Origin of the sequence: Streptomyces sp. BBFR51, assembly GCF_044591655.1 — a bacterium.
GTDB lineage: Bacteria > Actinomycetota > Actinomycetes > Streptomycetales > Streptomycetaceae > Streptomyces.
In genome coordinates this window covers 5632308-5650816 of record NZ_CP172448.1, presented here as the reverse complement: position 1 = coordinate 5650816, position 18509 = coordinate 5632308, and the positions used below count along the sequence as shown (strand labels likewise).

Sequence of the window (18509 nt, the reverse complement as noted above, 5' to 3'; positions counted from 1 at the left end):
TGAAAGACAAGAAGCAAATCGCTCCCACCGCCTCCCCTGAGCCGCGAGCAGCCACACCACTGGGACGCGTCCCCACGAAGCTGGCCGGGCAGTCGTGCCGCTCGGCCGCCTCCCCACCCACGGAGCTGCGGGCAGTCGTGCCGCTGGGGCGGCACGGGTGGGCGCAGCGGCACCCCGTCAGCGCCGGGCAGCGCACCCCACCCCCGGCCGCCCGCAACCCCGGGCACCTTGAAACGCGCCCAAGCTCAGCGCAGCGTCACGCGTCACGCGTCACGCCGACAACTCCTGCCGCAACGCGTCCCGCAACCGAGCCGCCCGCTCCCCCACCTCCCGCGGCCCCAGCGACACCGCCAGGTCCGCCCACCGCTGCCCCTCCGCCAGCTCACCCCGCCGCGCACACACCAGCGCCAGCCGCAGCGCAGCCCGCCCGTGCCCGGCGTCGGCCGCCCGGCGCCACCACACAACCGCCTCCGGCTCACTCCCCTCGCGGGCCAGCAGCAGCCCCAGGTTGAACGCGCCGTTGCGGGACCCGGCCTCGGCCGCCTCGCGGTACCAGCGCGCGGCCTCCACCACGTCGCCCCGCGCCGCGGCGAGCATCCCGACCCGCACCTGGGCCCGCCGGTGACCCTGGGAGGCCGCCCGCTCGTACCACTCCTCGCACTCGGACTTCTCCTGCGTCGGCTCGCCCAGCTCATGCGCGGGCTCGGGCGGCCGGCGCGCGTCGAGCACCGTGGCCAGGCGGTACGCGGCCTCCGCGCTGCCACCTCCCGCCGCGCACCGCAGGAACCGCTCGGCCCCGCGCTCGTCCCCGGCGCGCAGGCGAGCCATGCCGACCTGGAGCGCCGCCTCGGTGTGACCGGCCGCGGCGGCCCGCTCGTACCAGCGCAGCGCCGCCCGCTCCTCGCTCCGGCCCGCGTGCAGGATCCCGAGGTTGAAGGCGGCGTCGACGCTGCCCGCCTCGGCGGCCTTGGAGAACCACGGCTCGGCGCCGGTCTCGTCCCCGGCGCGCAGCAGCAGGATGGCCAGCGCGTTGGAGGCCTCCCGGTGTCCGGCGTAAGCGGCCCGCCGGTACCACTGCTCCGCCTGCGTGGTGCGCCCCTGCTCGGCACAGAGCAGCCCGAGGTTGTACGCCCCGTTGTCGTCGCCGGCGTCCATCGCGGCCCGGTACCAGCGTTCGGCGGTCTGGGTCTCGCCGCGCTCGGCGTGCAGCGCGCCCAGGGCGTTGGCGGCGTTGCCGTCGCCGTCCTGGGCGGCGCGCAGCCACCACACGGCGGCGCTCTCGGTGTCTCCGGCGTCCCGCAGCAGGAAGCCGAGCGCGCAGGCGGCGCGGGCCTCGCCGTCCTTGGCGGACGTGAGGTACCAGCGACCGGCCTCCTTGAGTTCGCCGCGCTTCTCCAGCCTCGTCCCGAGGTGCAGTGCGCCCCGCCGGTGGCCGCGCGCGGCAGCCTGCCGGTACCACTGCTCGGCCTCGTCGGCCGCGAGGGCGGCCGCCTTGTCGTCGCCGTCGCGGTCCTGCCCGGCACGCCGGTCCAGTGTCCGCGCCAGCCGGTACGCGGCCTCCCGGTGCCCGCGCTCGGCCGCGGCCCGCATCCACCGCTCGGCCCCGGTGTCGTCGCCGCGGTGCTCCAGCAGGTCGGCGAGGGCGTAGGCGCCCAGTACATGGCCCTGCTCAGCGGACTGGCACAGCCAGTACTCGGCGGCGGGCTCGTCCCCGCGCTCGCGGAAGTGCCGTCCCAGCGCGTGGGCGGCGGCCGCGGACCCGGCCACGGCCGCGATCCGCCACCACCCCGCGGCCTCGTCGGCGTACCCGCGCTGGTGCAGCAGGACGCCCAGGTTGTTGGCGGCGGCCCGGTCACCGGCCGCGGTGGCGGCACGTAGATGGGACTCGGCTCCGTCGAAGTCGCCGCGGCGCAGCAGCATCGCGCCGAGGACGCTCATCGCCTCGACGTCACCGGCATCGACGGCGAGTCGCAGGCGCACTTCCTCAGCGGCCTCGTCGGCGGCTTCCTGAGCCTCGTCCGTGGCCTCCTCCTGACCGGACGGCTGCGCAAAACGCCCCGTCCCGAACAGATTTGCCATGTCCCCCATAACGTCCATCGTCGCACCACCTGCAGCCTTGGTACATCCGGTATACCGCAGCCAGTGAGGTCACTTCAGCGTTTTGTCGACATGCCCACAGGGAGACAAGTCAAACACGGATCTGTCCAACTCCCCTTGGCGGCACGGCCGTCGCTTCCACCGGCACATGCGTTCGCACATCACGAAGGCCCGGATCCCTTTGGGAATCCGGGCCTTCGTGGTCGATCGCACGTAGCTCACGACTTCAGTAGCGGGGACAGGATTTGAACCTGCGACCTCTGGGTTATGAGCCCAGCGAGCTACCGAGCTGCTCCACCCCGCGCCGTTGTGTTCACAACCCTAGCACGGCGCGGGATGGGCTTTGACCAGCTCGAACGCCCGGCTCGCAGCGGCGCGGTCAGCCGCTGTCCGAGCCTCCGCCGGCATCACCGGTCGATGTCGCGTCCGGACTGGCCTTGTCGTCCCCGGCCTTGCCCCCGCTGTTCTTGTCGGTCTGATCGGCCTTGTCGGTCTTGTCGTCGCCGTTCTTGCCGCCGGCGCTCGCGTCGGCCTTGGCCTGTGCGTCCTCGGCCCGCTGGAGCGCCTCCTCTAGGTCCTTCTGCGCCTCGGCGTACGCGGCCAGGTCCTTCTGTTCCAGGGCCTTCTGCCCGGCGTCGAAGGCCTTCTGCGCATCGCCCAGCGCTTCCCGGACCGTCGGGTTCGAGGACGTCGGTGGCGGCTCGGTCGTGTCGTCGCCCTCGTCCGGTGGCTGCTCGTTCTCGGCGGCCTGGGCTCCGAAGACCTTGTTGAGGGCCGCGTCGAGCGTGTTCTCGAAGGCGGTGTTGCCCCCGTAACTCACCAGGATCTTGCGCAACAAGGGGTACTTGAGGTCGCCACCGCGGACATAGACCGGCTCGACGTACAACAGTCCTCCGTCGAGTGGCACCGTCAGCAGGTTGCCGTACTCGACTTCGGAGTCGCCGCCTCTCAGCAGTCTGATGGACTCGGCGATGTCCTGTTCGGAGTTGAACTGGCTCTGCACCTGTTTGGGTCCGTCGACGGTGGTACTGGTCGGCAGTTTCAGGATTCTGATCTTGCCGTAGTCACTCGTGCCCGCCTCGGCGTCGACCGCCATGAACGCACTGAGGTTGTCCCGCCCGTTGGGCGTGAACGTCGTCGTCAGCGAGAACGCCTGTGCCTTCTGATCGGGCATCTTCATACTCAGGTAGTACGGCGGTACCGCGTCTCCCGACTTGTTGGTCGGGTCGTCCGGCACCTGCCACACCTCGCTGCCGCTGAGGAACGTGTTGGCGTCCTTCACGTGGTAGCGCGTGAGCAGCTCGCGCTGGACCTTGAACAGATCCTGCGGATAACGCAGATGCGCCATCAGCTCCTTGGAGATCTCGCTCTTGTCCTGCACCGTGTCCGGGAACGCCTTCATCCAGGTCTTGAGGATCGGATCCTCGGTGTCCCACTGGTAGAGCTTCACGTCACCGCTGTACGCGTCGACGGTCGCCTTCACGGAGTTGCGGATGTAGTTGACCTGGTTCTGCTGGGCCACCACCGCGCGCGAGTTGTTGTTGGCGGTCAGCGAGTCGGCGGTGGTGTCGCCGAGCGTCGTACGGGAGGCGTACGGATAACCGTTCGTCGTCGTGTACGCGTCGACGATCCACTGGATACGGCCGTCCACCACCGCCGGATAGGCGTCGCCGTCGATGGTCAGCCAGGGGGCGACCGCCTCGACGCGCTCCTTGGGCGTGCGGTTGTACAGGATCCGCGAGCCCTCGCCGATCGCTCCGGAGTAGAGGATCTGCGGCTCGCTGAAAGCTGCCGCGTACGCCGCCCGGTTGATCGGGTTGGACAGGTCGACCCCGCCGTCGCCCTTGTAGCTGAACGTCTTCTCCCCGGTGTCGTCGGAGTAGTCGATCTCCTTCTGGGGACCGCCGACGATCGAGTAGGTGGTCGTCTTCTCGCCGTAGTAGACCCGCTGCTCGTACGTGCCGAGGTTGCCCTCGGACGGCAGGTTGGACTCGGTGAAGACCGGGCGGCCCTCGGTGTCGACCTGGGTGCCCTTGGCCGCGACCACGCCGTAGCCGTGGGTGTAGCGGAAGTGGTTGTTGATCCAGTTCTTCTTGGGGATCCCGGCGAGGTTCAGCTCGCGCAGACCGATGACCGTGTCCTGGTCCTTGCCGTCCTTGGCGTAGCGGTCGACGTCCAGGTTGGTCGGGAACGCGTAGTAGTTACGCATCTGCTGAAGCTGCTGGAACGTCGGCGAGATGATGTTCGGGTCCATGATCCGGACGGACGCGGCGGCGTCCACGTCGTCGCGGAGCTTGGTCTTGTCCTTGGTCTCGCTCTTGCCCGGGTACTCGGTGACCTGGGTGCCTTCGATGCCGTACGCGTCGCGCGTGGCCGCGAGGTTCTTCTCGACGTACGGCGCTTCCTTGGCCTGCTCGTTCGGCTGGACCTGGAACTTCTGGACGAGCGCCGGGTACAGACCGCCGATGAGGATCGCGGAGAGCACCATCAGGCCGAAGCCGATCACGGGCAGCTGCCAGGTGCGCCGCCACAGCGTGGCGAAGAACAGCAGCGCGCAGATGACGGCGATGCAGAACAGGATCGTCTTGGCCGGCAGATAGGCGTTGGCGTCGACGTACCTGAGGCCCGTCCAGTTGTCGGTCGCCTTGAAGTCGCTGGACTTCACCGCAAGACCGTACCGGTCGAGCCAGTAGGCGACCGCCTTGAGGGCGACGAAGACCCCGATGAGCACCGACAGGTGACCTGTGGCGGCGGCCGTGGCGCGCGCACCCGGGCTGGTGACGCGGAGCCCGCCGTACAGGTAGTGGGTGAGCGCGGCGGCGATCACGGAAATGATCACGGCGGCAAAGCCGAAGCCGAGCAGGAACCGGTACCAGGGCAGGTCGAAGGCGTAGAAGGAGACGTCCAGCTTGAACTGGGGGTCCTTCTGCCCGAAGGACACGCCGTTGACCCACATCAGCCAGGTCCGCCACTGACCGGACGCCGAGGCGCCGGCGATCAGGCCGACGAGGGCGGTGATGCCGAGCAGCAGCCACTTCTTGTACGGGGCGATGCCCATCCGGTACCGGTCGAGGTTCTGCTGCTCCATCGACATGGCGCTCAGCGGCGGCCGCAGGCGGTGGGCCAACCAGATGTTGAACCCCACGGCGAGCGCCATCAGCAGGCCGAAGACGAAGAAGAGTCCGATCTTGGTCCACAGGGTCGTCGTGAACACCGACGAGTAGTGGACCGACCGATACCAGAGCCAGTCCGTCCAGAATCCCGCGAACATGGTGAACGCCATGGCCAGCACGGCCAGGACACCAAGTGTCAGCAGCAGGGTTCGGACACGCCGGGACGGGCGGCCCACTCTGATCCGCGGCCCCGACGGGGGGCCTCCGCCGCGGTCCGGCATCTGGAAAGCCAAGGTGCGCACCTCGAAGTTCGCTGTTGATCCGTCAGGCCCTCGGGTTCGCGGGCCCCCCGTGCGCCCCCGTGATCGTGGGCCCACACTTATGCAACTTACTCATCGTTTACTCGGTTCCCGATTCGGGCCATCAACGAGGCAGGATTGTGACCATGTCCAACACCCCCATGGCAGCGAGCCCCCTCACCCGGGCCGTACTCGAGATCGACGAGTACGTCTCCGGCCTCGGCTGGGACCAGCCCGCACGCCTCTTTGCACTTGTCGACACCGCACGGTTGAGGGCCGATCAGCCCTCGCTCGCGGACCGGCTCGGTCTGCAGGACGAGCCGGAGACCTCCGGCCTGACCCCGATCGAGCAGGACGAAGTTCCAACGGACCAGGCGCTCGACGAGTTCCTGGGCACCATCGCCTGGCCCGACGCGGTGGTCGGCTGCGCGCTCGCCGTGGAGCGCCTGATGCTGCCGCCCTCCGCCGAGGCCCAGGTACCGCAGGGCCTGAACGAGGCGAAGCTGGCCCAGTGGGTGGCGGAGCACCCGGACCGTCAGGAGGTCCGCATGACGGTCGCGGTCCTGCGCGACGGCGCCCGCGACTCGGCCCTGCGGCTGCGGGACAAGGACGCGGCCACGGACGTCCTCACGGGCTCCGATCTGGTGCCGGGTCTGGCCCAGGCGCTGACGGCGACCTTCGAGGAGTAGCCGGCCGGGTTCCGCACGCCCGCTCCTCGCGTCAGCCGGTCGTGCACTTCGGCAGGTCGGCGGTCTTCCCGGAGCGGATGTCCGCCAGCGCGCCGAGGGCGTCGTCGATGGTGTCCACCTTCACGAGGGTGAGCCCGTCGGGGGTGTCCTCGGCCGCTGTCGCGCAGTTGTCGGCGGGCGTCAGGAAGTACCGGGCTCCCTTGTCGTGCGCGCCGATGGTCTTCATGCCGATGCCGCCGATCGGACCGACCTTGCCGTTGTCGTCGATCGTCCCGGTGCCCGCGACGAACTTGCCGCCGGTGAGGTCACCCGGGGTGAGCTTGTCGTAGATGCCGAGGGCGAACATCAGGCCGGCGCTCGGACCGCCGACGTCGGCCAGCTTGATGTCGACGGAGAACGGGAAGGTGTGATCGGTCCCGGCGGAGATCCCGACGATGGCGCGCTTCTCGCCGGCGTCGTCTGAGGCCTCGGTGGTGATCGTGACCTTCTGCGTCTTGGTGGGCGTCCGGCCCTCCTTCTCCGCGGCGGCCTGCTCCTTGGCGGGCACGACCGTGAAGACGGTGTTCTGTCCGGGCTCGTGCTTGGTCACCAGCTCGGCGACGTCCGCGGGCTTCTTGACGGCGGTGCCGTCCACGGCCTTGATCACGTCACCGGCGTGCAGCCTGCCCTGCGACGGGGAGTCCTTGACGACGGCGGAGACGATCACCCAGGACTTCACCGGGATGTCGAGCGCCTTCAGGGCGGCGACCTTCGCGCTCTCCTGGGACTGGCTGAACTCCTCCGCGTTCTCCTGGGTGGCCTCTTCCTCGGTCTTGCCGTCCGGGTAGAGCGTCTCGTGCGGCACCACACTGTTGTCGTGCGCCAGCCAGCCGTAGACGGCCTCCACGAGGTTCATCTTGTACTCGGCGCTGGTGACCCGGACGGTGGTCATGTTCAGATGACCGCTCGCGTCATAGGTTTTGTGACCGGAGATCTGCAGCACCGGCTCGCCGTCGTGGTCCCCGAGGGTGTTCACCGTCGGCCCGGGGGACATCTCCGAGTACGGCACGGGGATGAAAACACCCGCGCACAGGAGCGCGATCAGCATCAGGGTGGAGGCGAGCATCGTCGCGGTGCGGCGTGGCATGGCACGACAGTACGGGACGCGGCTGTCAGAGCACCGTCAGGGCGGCGACCCGTCAGGCGCCGGTGCGGGGCTTCTCCATGGCCTCGCGGAACCGGGCGTATCCGTCCAGTTCGGGGCCGTCGCTGCGTGCCTTGCGGGTCCGGTTGGCCCAACTGCCCCACAAGCCCGCACCGACCGCGGCCACCAGCGGAATCAGCAACCAGGCAAGCGCTCCCATGCCCGACCTCCCAACCCCATGCGCGTCCGCGACTGACTGATCAGCAGATTAACCATCCGCAGTGACAACGCTCACGCCGGGGGGCGGGTTACGCAACCGGAGCCATGAGGGCCTGAGCTGCACCCTCAGCAGGCGCCTACCCATTCTTCGGTGCCGTCGGAGAACGTCTGGTGCTTCCAGATGGGCACCTCGTGCTTCAGGTCGTCGATGAGCTTGCGGCAGGCCTCGAAGGCCTCACCCCGGTGCGGACAGGACACGGCGACGACCACGGCGAGATCCCCGACCTCCAGATCCCCCACACGGTGCAGCGCCGCGAGCGCCCGTACGGGGTACTCCGCGACGACCTTCTCGGCGATCCGCCGCATCTCGGCCTCGGCGCTCGGGTGGCACGAGTACCCGAGCTGGTCCACGTCGGTGCCCCCGTCGTGGTTGCGGACCGTGCCCACGAACAGCGCGGTGCCGCCGGCCGCGTCGTCCCCGACGGCACGGAAGACCTCGTCCACGGAGAGGGCCGTCTCCCGGATGCCGATCAGCCTGACGGGGTCCGCTGCGGCCAGCTCACCGGGGTGGTCGTTCATGGTTGCCATACGTCCATCGTGCCCCACGCCACGAACCGTGCGGAATAGCGTGATCGCCCGGCACGCGCGCGTACGGCGTTGGAGCCTCCTACAGCGTCTGTGGCCGGAGCGGGCCGGAATCGCGCCGGGGGCCGCCTCAGATGCGACGCCGGGCCTTGCGCGCCCGGCGCACCACCGCGGCCGCGCCCAGCAGTGCCACCGTCGCGCCCGCGGCTCCCGCCGCCGTCGCGTCCTTGCGCCCCAGGCGCCGCCCGGCGACCGTGTGCCGCCCCGCGACCTCCTCGAGCAGCTCCGCGAGCACCTCCTCGTTGGTGTACTTCGGACGCCAGCCCGCATCGTGCAGCCGGCTGCCGCTCACGACCCAGGGGTACATCGTGTACGCCAGGTCCCCGGCCGGGGAGGGCGTCAGCCCGATCCGGTGCAGCCGGGCCGCCGCGCCGAGCGCGACCGCGGAGGGCAGCTCCATCCGCCGGATGCCGCTGAGCTCCTCGACCTCCTCCTGCTCCAGCCAGCCGTCGCACCCGACGGCCAGCTCGCCGTCGGCCTTCTCCAGGACGGCGTACTCCAGGGCGCTGCACAGGTCGTCGACGTGGCAGAACTGCCAGGCCGGCCGCGATCCGGCCACAACGAGCAACCGAGGCGACTCGAAGTACCTGGTCAGCGCGGTGTCCATGCCCCCGACCAGCACGCCGGGCCGCACGACGGTCACGTTGAGGCCGGGATGCGCCCGGGGCGCGCGCCGGGCGAGCCGCTCGATCTCGAGCAGATCGCCGACGCCCGTGGCCTCGGCCGTGGCCCGCAGCTCGGCGTCCTCGGACAGCGGCAGCTCGTTGTCCGGTAGGGCGCCATAGACCATCGCGGAGGTGCACAGCACGACGCGGTGCACGCCGGCCGCCGCGGCGGCGGTCAGCACGGTCTGGGTCCCCCGGACGTTGTAAGCCGTCCGGGCGGCCGCGTCGGTCTCCAGGTCGAGGTCGAGCGCCAGGTGCACCACAACGTCCGCACCACGCAGTTTCTCGGCGATGGCCGGGTCCCGGACGTCCAGAATCTGCCACTGCGCCGCCTCACACCCGCCGCGCCGTTCGTCGATGGCCACGACCTGTCTGACCTCGTCGGACGCGGCGAGCCGCGCGGTGAGCAGCGCCCCGACCCCGGACGCGGCACCGGTTACCGCTACGACGGGTCCGCGCGCGCCGGGGCGGGCGGAACTGGTTGACTGGTTTCGCGCTGCGCGAACCTGCGGATCTGGGGAACTCACCGGGCGTCTCCAGCGGTTGTCTTCAGTACGGGCGCGAGCGACGCGTACGTACCAGGTGGCATCCATCCTGCCGCAGGCCGACAGTCGGCGAAGCACCGAGGCCCGAACGGCTTCGGGTGTCTACGCTGGGTGGTGAAGTCGGGCAGCCGTGCCGCCGGAAAGAACCGGCGGCCCTACCAGCCGAGGAACCCCGTGAGTGACACCCCATTCGGATTCGGCCTTCCGCCGGAGGAGCCGGACGACGGCGACGAGGGCAAGAAGAAGGACCAGCAGAGCGGCGGTGGTCAGGGACCGGCCAACCCGTTCGGATTCGGGACACCCGGAGCCGGTGGCCTGGGCGGCCCCGGTGCGGACAACCCGTTCGCCGCCATGTTCGGTTCCATGAACCCCAACGACCTGGGCGCCGCGTTCCAGCAGCTGGGCCAGATGCTCTCCTACGAGGGCGGCCCGGTGAACTGGGACATGGCCAAGCAGATCGCCCGCCAGACGGTCTCCCAGGGCACCCCGGACGGCCGGAAGGACGCCAGCGTCGGTCCCGCCGAGCGCAATGCCGTCCAGGAGGCCGTGCGCCTGGCCGACCTGTGGCTGGACGACGCGACCGCCCTGCCGTCGGGTGCGGGCACCGCGGTGGCCTGGAGCCGCGCGGAGTGGGTCGAGGCGACCCTGCCCGCCTGGCGTGAGCTGGTCGACCCGGTCGCCGAGCGCGTCGGCAATGCCATGGGCGACGTGCTGCCCGAGGAGATGCAGGCCATGGCCGGCCCGCTGATCGGCATGATGCGGTCCATGGGTGGCGCCATGTTCGGCACGCAGATCGGGCAGGCCGTCGGCGTGCTCGCCGGTGAGGTCGTCGGTTCGACCGACGTCGGTCTGCCGCTCGGCCCGGCGGGCAAGGCCGCGCTGCTGCCGGCGAACATCGAGTCGTTCGGCAAGGACCTCGGCGTGCCGCAGGAGGAGGTGCGGCTGTACCTTGCCCTGCGTGAGGCCGCCCACCAGCGCCTCTTCGCGCACGTGCCGTGGCTGCGCTCGCACCTGTTCGGTGCCGTCGACGGCTATGCCCGTGGGATCAAGGTCGACACGGCCAAGCTGGAGGACGTGGTCGGCCAGTTCGACCCGCAGAACCCCGAGCAGTTGCAGGAGGCTCTCCAGCAGGGCATGTTCCAGCCGGAGGACACGCCGGAGCAGAAGGCGGCCCTGGCCCGTCTGGAGACGGCTCTGGCGCTCGTCGAGGGCTGGGTGGACGCGGTGGTGCACACCGCCGCCAAGCCGCGCCTGTCCTCCGCCGACGCGCTGCGCGAGACGCTGCGCCGCCGTCGCGCCTCGGGCGGTCCCGCGGAGCAGACGTTCGCCACGCTGATCGGCCTGGAGCTGCGCCCGCGGCGGCTGCGCGACGCCTCCCGCCTGTGGGCGTCCCTGACGGACGCGCACGGGGTCGACGGCCGGGACGCCCTGTGGGCTCACCCGGACATGCTGCCGACCGCGACCGACCTGGACGACCCGGACGGTTTCGTGCACCGAGAGCAGCTCGACTTCTCCGAGCTGGACAAGATGCTCGGTGAGGCGGCCGGCAAGCCCGATCTGAAGAAGAAGGACCAGGGCGAGAGCCGGGCCGACGACGAGCCCAAGGGCGACGACGGAGAGTGAGCCTCCACGACGACGCGGTCCTCGTCCTGAAGGCGTACGAGGGCCAGGACGAGCTGCGTCAGGTCTACCTGGACCATCTGGCGGCGCACCCCGACGGTCTGTGGAAGGCCTGCGCCGACGGGCACATCACGGCGAGCGCCATGGTGATCGACCCGTCCCGCGAGCGGGTCCTGCTCACCCTGCACAAGAAGATGCGCATGTGGCTGCAGATGGGCGGCCACTGCGAGCCGGTCGACGAGACGCTGGCCCGGGCGGCCCTGCGCGAGGGCACGGAGGAGTCGGGCATCGCCGGACTGACCCTCCTGTCGGGCGGCCCCGTGCGGCTGGACCGCCACCACACGCCCTGCGCCTGGCACCTCGACGTCCAGTACGCGGCGCTGGCTCCCCAGGGGGCCGTGGAAGCGATCAGCGACGAGTCCCTCGACCTGCGCTGGTTCCCGTACACCGAGGTCGCGGACGTGGCCGACGACTCGGTCGTGCACCTGCTGGAGGCGACCCGCGCGCGCCTGTGACCGGTAAGGGGTGACCGCCCTTGCGATCACCCCTTACCGGACTGTGGCACGTGCGCGCGCTCAGCTCCAGACGTTGCCCTGGTTCTGACCGCGGGCCCCGTGCTGCCCCATGCCGTACTGCGCGGCGAGGCCCTGTCCGACCTGGGCGTTCTGCGGCGGCAGCAGTTCGCTGGGCTGGACGAGCGCGAAGCCGCTGCCCATGAAGCTCAGCTCCCAGCCCTCACCGGTGCTGCCCCGGCGCCGCCACACTCCGGAGGAGTGCGTCTGGGCCTGCATCTGCACGCGCAGGCCGGTGGACCAGGCGACGATCGCGTCGGCGTCGCAGTTGACGTACTTGTCGGGCGTCACCTGCATGAACAGGGGGGACCCCGAGGTCATCAGGGCGACCTTGCCCCGGCCGGTGATGTTGAGCTGGTACTTCCCCGAGCCGGAGATGCCGTACAGGCTGTCCACCGCGATGACCTCGTGGTGCAGGGACGAGTCCATCGCCAGTACGTAACTGCTGTCGACGGTGAGACCGTCCTGGTCGACCTCCACGACGTGCACGCACTGGGCGAGGTTGGAGAAGTAGACCGTCCCCTGCCCGTGGCAGCGCATCAGGTCCAGGCCCTCACCGGTGTGCGCACGCGCGCGTGACTGGTTGTTGCTCTGGTACTCGGCGTCGAACTCGACGAGCCCCTGGTAGGCGACCATCGTGCCCTTTCGGGCGAGCACGTCGTCGTGGCCCGTGAGGGCGACGCGGAGCATGTGCTTGTTCTGCAGGCTCCAGGCTTCCTGGGTCTGCTGGTCGTTGTAGGCGAAAAGCGGGCTCTGCATGATGTTCTGGCTCCCCCTCAGCCCCGGACCCGGAGACGGTCGGTGCTGTCCTCGCTGGGCTGGACGACGACGATGCCCTGACCGGAGAAGGCCATCTGGAAGGCCTCGCCGCTGCCGCGGCCGATCAGCGACTGCGCCTTGAAGCTGCGCTTGCCCTTCACCTTGAGGTTCGGGGACCAGGCGACGAGTGCGTCCGGGTCGACGTAGGTCTCGTCCTCGCCACCGCCGCAGTCGACCACGATCGGCTTGCCCCGGGAGGTGAGCGCGACCCAGCCCTGACCGGAGATCTTCGTGTTCCACAGGCCCTGCCCGGCGAACTTCGCCAGGCCCTTGACCCGCTCCACGCCCCACGTCAGGTGGGCGTCGAAGGCGAGCAGGTTGGTGGCGTTGACGGAGATCCCGTCGCCGTTGAGGTTGATGACGACGACGTTGGCGCCGTAGTCGGCGAGGTAGAGCAGACCGTCACCGGAGCACTTCATCAGGGGCGCGCCCTCGCCGGTCATCCAGTCCTTGGCGATCTGGCGGACCGCCGGCGGGTTCGGCTCGTACTGGACGAAGCCCTCGTAGGCGGTCATCGAGCCCACGCGCGCGAGGAGGTCGTTTCCGGTCTGCATGGCGACCTTCAGCATGTGGTTGCCGTGGTTCTCCATGCGGGCACTGACGGGTGCGGGAGCGTAGCCCGCGAGCGGCTGGTTCATGTCGGGCTCTCCCTCAGATCTCGTACGGCTGGACGACGACGAAGCTGCCGGGCGCCGCCCGGAACTGCAGGTTGACGCTTTCGCCCGTGTCGCCCGCGTAGGAGTTGCGGCGCATCCGCACCTGGCTGGAGACGACCACCTGGGCGGCGGCGGACCAGGCGACCACGGCGTTGCAGTCGGCGAACGTGGTGGGCGTGACCGGCAGCACCACGGGCACCCCGCGCGTCTTCACGACGATCGTGCCGGTGCCCTGGAACTGCATCGTGAACAGCGCGCCACCCGGGATGCCGTGCCCCTCGATGCGGCGGACCTCGTACTGGAGGCTCTCGTCGAAGGCGAGGACGTTCTCGGCGGAGACGCACACGGCGTCGCCCTGGAGCTCGATGGGGTGCAGCATCGCGGAGTTCTCCGCGAGGAACACCTGTCCCTTGCCGGTGCAGCGCATCAGCTGCATCTCCTGGCCGGTGGCGTTGCCCACGACCCGGCCGGCGAATCCGGCGCCCTTGTAGCTGAAGTCGACCTTGCCCTGGTAGAGCACCATGCTGCCCTGCCGGGCGAGCACGGGCAGGCCCTCCGCGCCGAGGTCGACGCGGACCAGCTTCTTGTTCTGCTGGGTCCAGCGCTGTCCGGTCGCCGTCTCCCGGAACTGCTGGAGCGCCGCCGTCACACCGGCGCCCTGCGGGGCGGCCGCGGGCATGCCGGGCGCCGCTCCCTGGGGGGCCTGCTGGCCGTAGCCGGGGGGCGGCGTCGGCTGGCCGTAGCCCGGAGGCGGGGCCTGCTGCCCGTAGCCGGGAGGCGCGGTCGGCGGCTGCCCGTAACCGGGCGGCGGCGCCGGGGCCTGGGGAGCCTGCGGCTGGCCGTAGCCCGGGGGCGGCGGCGCGGTCTGGCCGGGGACCTGCCCGTACGGCGGCTGCTGACCGGGCTGGCCCGGCTGGCCGTAGGGCGCGGGCGCCGGGCCGGGGGGCGGCACCGGTGCTCCGCCCGGCGGCGTGTTCATGGGCGCGACGATGGTCTGCGCGGCGTGCACGTCCGGCCTGAGCGCCGGGGCGGGAGCCGGTGGCGGCGTGGCGGCGGGCGGAGGGGCGGCGGGCGGAGGCGCGAAGCTCTGCGGTGCGGGCTGCGGCGCGGGTGCCGGGGCCGGTGCGGAGGCGGCGGGCGCGCCGAAGGCAGGCGGCGCAGAGGCCTGGGCGGGCGGGGCGAAGCCCGGGGTGGCACCGGCCTGCGGCTGCTGCTGTGCCTGCTGCGGGGCGGGCGCCTCTTCCTCGGCCACCTCGCCGCCGAAGTTCCTCAGCAGCGCGTCCAGGCCGCCGTCGAAGCCCTGACCGACGGCGGCGAACCGCCACACGTCCTTCAGATAGAAGTCGCCCAGCATCACGGCGCGCTCGGTGGAGAACTCCGAGCCGCTGAACGGGTACCGGGCCACCTCCTCGCCGCCAGCGACGATCCGGATGTATCCGGGTCCGACCTGCGACATCTGGCCCGCGCCGTCGATCGTCGCCGTGAAGGACAGCTTCTGGATCTGCTGCGGAATCCTGTCGAGGGTGACCCGGAAGGCCTCCGTGTCACCCGCCTGCGCACCCAGGAGCTGGATCGACTCCTCGGGGGTCTTCGGTTGGTTGAAGAACACGAAGTACCGGTCGTCCGACAGCCGCTCGTCGGCGTCGAGACCGAAGCAGCTGATGTCGAAGCTCAGTCCGGGGCCCGAGATCTGCACACCTACGTACAGATCCGTGCCCGCGGTGAGGTCACTGATCCTGGCCTTGTGGCCGCGTTGAAATTCCCTGGCCATGCGTTACGACCGTCCCCCATCCGAATGTGAGTGCGTCGCGACAGGCTAACGGCAAACACCGACACCGGAGGAGGCCGGTACAGACCCGGTACGAAACCCGTGCGCGGCCGTGTCGGACACCCGGCCGGGGGCGCGCGCTACTCGCTGCGGGCGCCGGGTACGTGCGGCAGCCGGTCGGCGGCGACCACGCCCTCGAGGTAGCCCCGGGCGCGCTCGGTGCGCGGATACGCCTCCAGCAGCCGCCAGAACCGGGGCCCGTGCCCGGGGACGAGCAGGTGCGCCAGCTCGTGGAGGAGGACGTAGTCGACGACGTACTCGGGCATGCCCTGGAGGCGGTGCGACAGCCGGATGCTTCCCTCGGACGGGGTGCACGAGCCCCAGCGGGTGTTCTGGTTGGTGACCCAGCGGACCGCGGTGGGCCGGGCCCGGCCGTCGAAGTACTGATCCGACAGGCGCTCCGCGCGCTCGGCCAGCTCGGCGTCACCGAGGACGCGCTTGCTCTCCTGGGCGGCCAGCTTGTCGAGCATGACGCTCACCCAGCGTTGCTCCTCCGCCTCGGACATCCGCGCGGGGATCAGCACGACGGTGCGATCGCCTTCGCGGTACGCGGATACCGTCCGGCGTCGCCGGGTGCTCCTGCGCACCTCGATCGCGCTCGTCCTCGAGCTGCTCGGCGGCAAATTCGTCGGTGTGCGCTGGGGCGCCCCGGCTCGGTGCAGTGGGTCGGCGGACACGCCACGACGTTACCCGCTGCACACGGGGAAGTCCCGGCTCACGGACGCTTCGATGCCGATCCGCCACGTCGCCGTTGAGATGCACGACTGATTTGTACGACGAATACCCACCACCTGTGGACAACTTTCGACGCCCCGCCGCGCATCCGGGCATGCTGGCACTCGCCGGCGGATTCGCGACCGACCGGGGACCCGGTCCGCGACCGACCACCGCCGGACACACGGGGACGTTCAAAGGCTCTCGAAGGCCTGGAAGACATACGGGGGACCTGGCATGCATCCGATGGTGAAGCCCGCGCTGAGGCGCGGCTGGCGCGATCTGAACACCGTGCAGTTCGGGATGACCCCGGCGCACGCCCTGACGTTCGCACCGGTGGACACGGCGACGGGCAGCTTTCTCGAACTGCTCAACGGCACCCGTGGACCGGATCTCCTGCGCGAGGCGGGGCATCGCATGGACCTGCCGGACGGGCATGTCGACCGGGTGGTGGAGCGACTGGCGCGGGCCGGTCTCCTCGACGACTCCCGGGGCGGCGGCCCGGCCGCCGACGCCTTGCGGGAGAAGAAGGAGGTCCTCGACCGACTCCGCCCCGACCTGGCCTCGCTGTCCCTGACCACCTCCGAACCGGGCGACGCGATCAGACACCTGGCCGCCCGACGCGCCCTGCGGGTGGGGGTGCGCGGTGCGGGGCGGGTGGGCGCGGTGCTGGCCGCCCTGTTGTCGGGTGCGGGCGTCGGCGAGATCGACGTGCGCGACGGCGGACGCGTCGAGCCCTGGGACGTCGCACCCGGCGGGCTCCCCGCCGAGTCCGTCGGCGACCGCCGCGACGAGACGGCCCGCCGGGTCGTCCGCCGGGCGGCCCCCGACCGGCCGCCCCGCCGAGGCCGGACGGCACCACCCGAGGAGGACGCCCCGGGCTTCGCCCTGGTGGTCGTGGCCCCGCGCGACGACGTCGCGGTGCACACGCCCGACCCCGCCTCGGCCGAGTCCCTCATGGCCTCCGGTACGCCCCACCTGTACGTCGGTGTCGTAGAGGGGACAGGCGTCGTCGGCCCCCTGGTCCTGCCCGGCGAGACGGGGTGCGCCGGCTGTCTGCACGCGGAGCGCGCCGACCGGGACCCGGCGTGGCCGCGCCTGGTGGCGCAGTGGCGCTCCGGCCGGCAGCGCCGGGTACCGCCGCCCTGCGACCTCACCCTCGCGACCACCGTCGCCGGGTGCGCGGCGGCCCACGCGCTCGCGTTCCTGGACGGCCGGACGCCCTCCAGCGTCGGCGCGCGCTGGGAGGTCTCGCTGCCCGGTCTGCGCTGGCACGCACGACCGGTCCGGGCACACCCCGAGTGCCCGTGCGGAGCCGCTGAGAAAGGTAAGCGGGAACACATCGCCGAGGACGGGGAGCGGCGCGCGACAATGGCTGGGCAAGGGCCGTCAGCGGAACCACGCCACGAGGCGGAACCGGCGCGGCCGGCTGGGACTTGGAGGGCGCATGTCTGATCTTCCGCGCAAGGCGGTCACCCGGACCGCCAAGCTCGCCGCGCTCCCGCTCGGATTCGCCGGGCGGGCCACCTGGGGGCTCGGCAAGCGGATCGTGGGCGAGTCCGCGGAGATCGTCGGTCAGCAGTTGCAGCAGCGCACCGCTGAACAGCTGTTCAAGGTACTGGGCGAGCTCAAGGGCGGGGCGATGAAGTTCGGGCAGGCCCTGTCCGTCTTCGAGTCGGCGCTGCCCGAGGAGGTCGCCGGCCCGTACCGGGCGGCGCTGACCAAACTCCAGGAGGCGGCACCGCCGATGCCGACGCGCACGGTGCACTCCGTGCTCGCGGAGCGTCTCGGAGAGGACTGGCTGGACCTGTTCCTGGAGTTCGACGACAAGCCGGCGGCGGCCGCCTCGATCGGGCAGGTGCACCGGGCGGTGTGGCACGACGGCCGCGAGGTGGCGGTCAAGGTGCAGTACCCGGGTGCCGGCGAGGCCCTGCTGTCCGACCTGAACCAGCTGAGCCGCTTCGCCCGCCTGCTCGGCCCGCTGGTCCCCGGCATGGACATCAAGCCGCTGATCACGGAGCTGAAGGACCGGGTCTCGGAGGAGCTGGACTACGACCTGGAGGCACAGGCCCAGCAGGCCCACGCCCAGGAGTTCGCGGACGACCCGGACATCGTGGTGCCGGATGTCGTCCACCAGTGTGAGCAGGTGTTGATCACGGAGTGGATCGACGGGATCCCGATGTCGGAGATCATCACCAGCGGCACAGCGGAGCAGCGCGACCGGGCCGGCCAGTTGCTGGCCCACTTCCTCTTCTCGGGTCCGGCGCGCACCGGACTGCTGCACGCGGACCCGCACCCCGGCAACTTCCGTCTGCTGCCCGGCGGGCCTCAGGGCGAGGACGACTGGTGCCTGGGCGTCCTGGACTTCGGCACGGTCGACCGCCTTCCGGGCGGTCTGCCCGAGCCCATCGGCGAGGCTCTGCGCATGACACTGGACGGCGAGGCGGAGGCCGTCTACGAGATGCTCTGCGCGGAGGGCTTCGTCAAGGAGTCGATAGAGCTGGACCCCGACGCCGTTCTCGACTACCTGCTGCCGATCATCGAGCCGGCCAGGGTCGACGCCTTCACCTTCACCCGCGGCTGGATGCGGAGCCAGGCCGCCCGCATCGGCGATCCCCGCTCCCCCGCGTACCAGCTGGCCAAGCAGCTCAACCTGCCGCCGTCGTACCTCCTGATTCACCGCGTGACCCTGAGCACCATCGGTGTGCTGTGTCAGCTGGGGGCGACGGTCCGGCTGCGCGACGAGCTGGAGGAGTGGCTGGTGGGGTTCCTCCCCGGGGACGAGGCCGACGAGGACGAGGCCGACGAGCGCGACGAGGAGGCTGCCGCAGAGGGCGAGGCCATGTACGAGGTGGAGGAGACGGCCGCGGAAGCGTGATCCACGCAGCCGAACGCGGCGTGGGGG

15 protein-coding genes and 1 tRNA gene are annotated in these 18509 nt (G+C 70.9%); 5 read left to right on the top strand and 11 right to left on the bottom strand.

Features of this window, described 5'->3' with window-relative positions:
- Nucleotides 1-270: 270 nt before the first annotated feature.
- The 3 genes from ACGH7X_RS25960 to ACGH7X_RS25950 form a co-directional block, all read right to left on the bottom strand.
- The gene (locus ACGH7X_RS25960) at nucleotides 271-2088 is read right to left on the bottom strand and encodes a sel1 repeat family protein (RefSeq protein WP_399888583.1); all 1818 of its coding nucleotides are present in this window, start codon (nucleotides 2086-2088) and stop codon (nucleotides 271-273) included.
- Between the two features lie 239 nt (nucleotides 2089-2327).
- A tRNA-Met gene (locus ACGH7X_RS25955) sits at nucleotides 2328-2401 on the bottom strand.
- A 75-nt stretch (nucleotides 2402-2476) separates the two neighbouring features.
- On the bottom strand, nucleotides 2477-5491 hold the full coding sequence (locus ACGH7X_RS25950; protein WP_399897353.1) for a UPF0182 family protein: 3015 nt from the start codon (nucleotides 5489-5491) through the stop codon (nucleotides 2477-2479).
- A 164-nt stretch (nucleotides 5492-5655) separates the two neighbouring features.
- On the opposite strand from ACGH7X_RS25950, the gene ACGH7X_RS25945 reads away from it, so the two are divergent.
- The gene (locus ACGH7X_RS25945; RefSeq protein ID WP_399888580.1) at nucleotides 5656-6198 is read left to right on the top strand and encodes a PPA1309 family protein; all 543 of its coding nucleotides are present in this window, start codon (nucleotides 5656-5658) and stop codon (nucleotides 6196-6198) included.
- Between the two features lie 31 nt (nucleotides 6199-6229).
- Here ACGH7X_RS25945 and ACGH7X_RS25940 read toward each other — a convergent pair whose 3' ends face one another.
- From ACGH7X_RS25940 to ACGH7X_RS25925, 4 genes are all read right to left on the bottom strand, one after another.
- Nucleotides 6230-7324: a PDZ domain-containing protein gene (locus tag ACGH7X_RS25940; RefSeq protein WP_399888577.1), complete on the bottom strand. Its 1095-nt coding sequence runs from the start codon at nucleotides 7322-7324 to the stop codon at nucleotides 6230-6232.
- Nucleotides 7325-7376: 52 nt separating this feature from the next.
- Entirely contained in the window at nucleotides 7377-7541 is a 165-nt protein-coding gene (locus tag ACGH7X_RS25935) for a hypothetical protein (RefSeq protein WP_167469678.1), read from the bottom strand.
- 125 nt (nucleotides 7542-7666) lie between these two features.
- Nucleotides 7667-8128, bottom strand: a complete 462-nt coding sequence (locus ACGH7X_RS25930) for a molybdenum cofactor biosynthesis protein MoaE (RefSeq protein ID WP_399888574.1) — start codon at nucleotides 8126-8128, stop codon at nucleotides 7667-7669.
- Nucleotides 8129-8255: 127 nt separating this feature from the next.
- Nucleotides 8256-9377, bottom strand: coding sequence for an SDR family oxidoreductase (locus ACGH7X_RS25925; RefSeq protein ID WP_399888571.1), 1122 nt, complete (start codon nucleotides 9375-9377; stop codon nucleotides 8256-8258).
- 192 nt (nucleotides 9378-9569) lie between these two features.
- On the opposite strand from ACGH7X_RS25925, the gene ACGH7X_RS25920 reads away from it, so the two are divergent.
- Nucleotides 9570-11018 carry a zinc-dependent metalloprotease gene (locus ACGH7X_RS25920; RefSeq protein WP_399888569.1) on the top strand — a complete coding sequence of 483 codons (1449 nt, stop codon included), beginning with the start codon at nucleotides 9570-9572 and terminating at the stop codon, nucleotides 11016-11018.
- Nucleotides 11015-11530, top strand: coding sequence for an NUDIX hydrolase (locus tag ACGH7X_RS25915; protein WP_399888566.1), 516 nt, complete (start codon nucleotides 11015-11017; stop codon nucleotides 11528-11530). The genes ACGH7X_RS25920 and ACGH7X_RS25915 overlap by 4 nt, the downstream gene beginning before the upstream one ends.
- Before the next feature lie 60 nt (nucleotides 11531-11590).
- On the opposite strand, the gene ACGH7X_RS25910 is transcribed toward ACGH7X_RS25915, so the two are convergent.
- The 4 genes from ACGH7X_RS25910 to ACGH7X_RS25895 all read right to left on the bottom strand — a co-directional run bounded on the left by ACGH7X_RS25910 (nucleotide 11591) and on the right by ACGH7X_RS25895 (nucleotide 15567).
- On the bottom strand, nucleotides 11591-12346 hold the full coding sequence (locus ACGH7X_RS25910) for an AIM24 family protein (protein WP_399888563.1): 756 nt from the start codon (nucleotides 12344-12346) through the stop codon (nucleotides 11591-11593).
- A 17-nt stretch (nucleotides 12347-12363) separates the two neighbouring features.
- Entirely contained in the window at nucleotides 12364-13044 is a 681-nt protein-coding gene (locus ACGH7X_RS25905; protein WP_217167561.1) for an AIM24 family protein, read from the bottom strand.
- Nucleotides 13045-13057: 13 nt separating this feature from the next.
- Nucleotides 13058-14833 (bottom strand): TerD family protein, encoded by a 1776-nt coding sequence (locus tag ACGH7X_RS25900; protein WP_399888560.1) that lies wholly within the window; start codon nucleotides 14831-14833, stop codon nucleotides 13058-13060.
- Nucleotides 14834-14970: 137 nt separating this feature from the next.
- Complete coding sequence (locus tag ACGH7X_RS25895) at nucleotides 14971-15567, bottom strand: M48 family metallopeptidase (protein WP_399888556.1); 597 nt, start codon at nucleotides 15565-15567, stop codon at nucleotides 14971-14973.
- A gap of 274 nt (nucleotides 15568-15841) precedes the next feature.
- On the opposite strand from ACGH7X_RS25895, the gene ACGH7X_RS25890 reads away from it, so the two are divergent.
- Both ACGH7X_RS25890 and ACGH7X_RS25885 read left to right on the top strand, forming a co-directional pair.
- Nucleotides 15842-17059, top strand: a complete 1218-nt coding sequence (locus tag ACGH7X_RS25890) for a TOMM precursor leader peptide-binding protein (protein WP_399888553.1) — start codon at nucleotides 15842-15844, stop codon at nucleotides 17057-17059.
- On the top strand, nucleotides 17052-18482 hold the full coding sequence (locus ACGH7X_RS25885; RefSeq protein ID WP_399888550.1) for an ABC1 kinase family protein: 1431 nt from the start codon (nucleotides 17052-17054) through the stop codon (nucleotides 18480-18482). Before ACGH7X_RS25890 ends, ACGH7X_RS25885 begins: the two co-directional genes overlap by 8 nt.
- The last annotated feature ends 27 nt before the right edge of the window (nucleotides 18483-18509 follow it).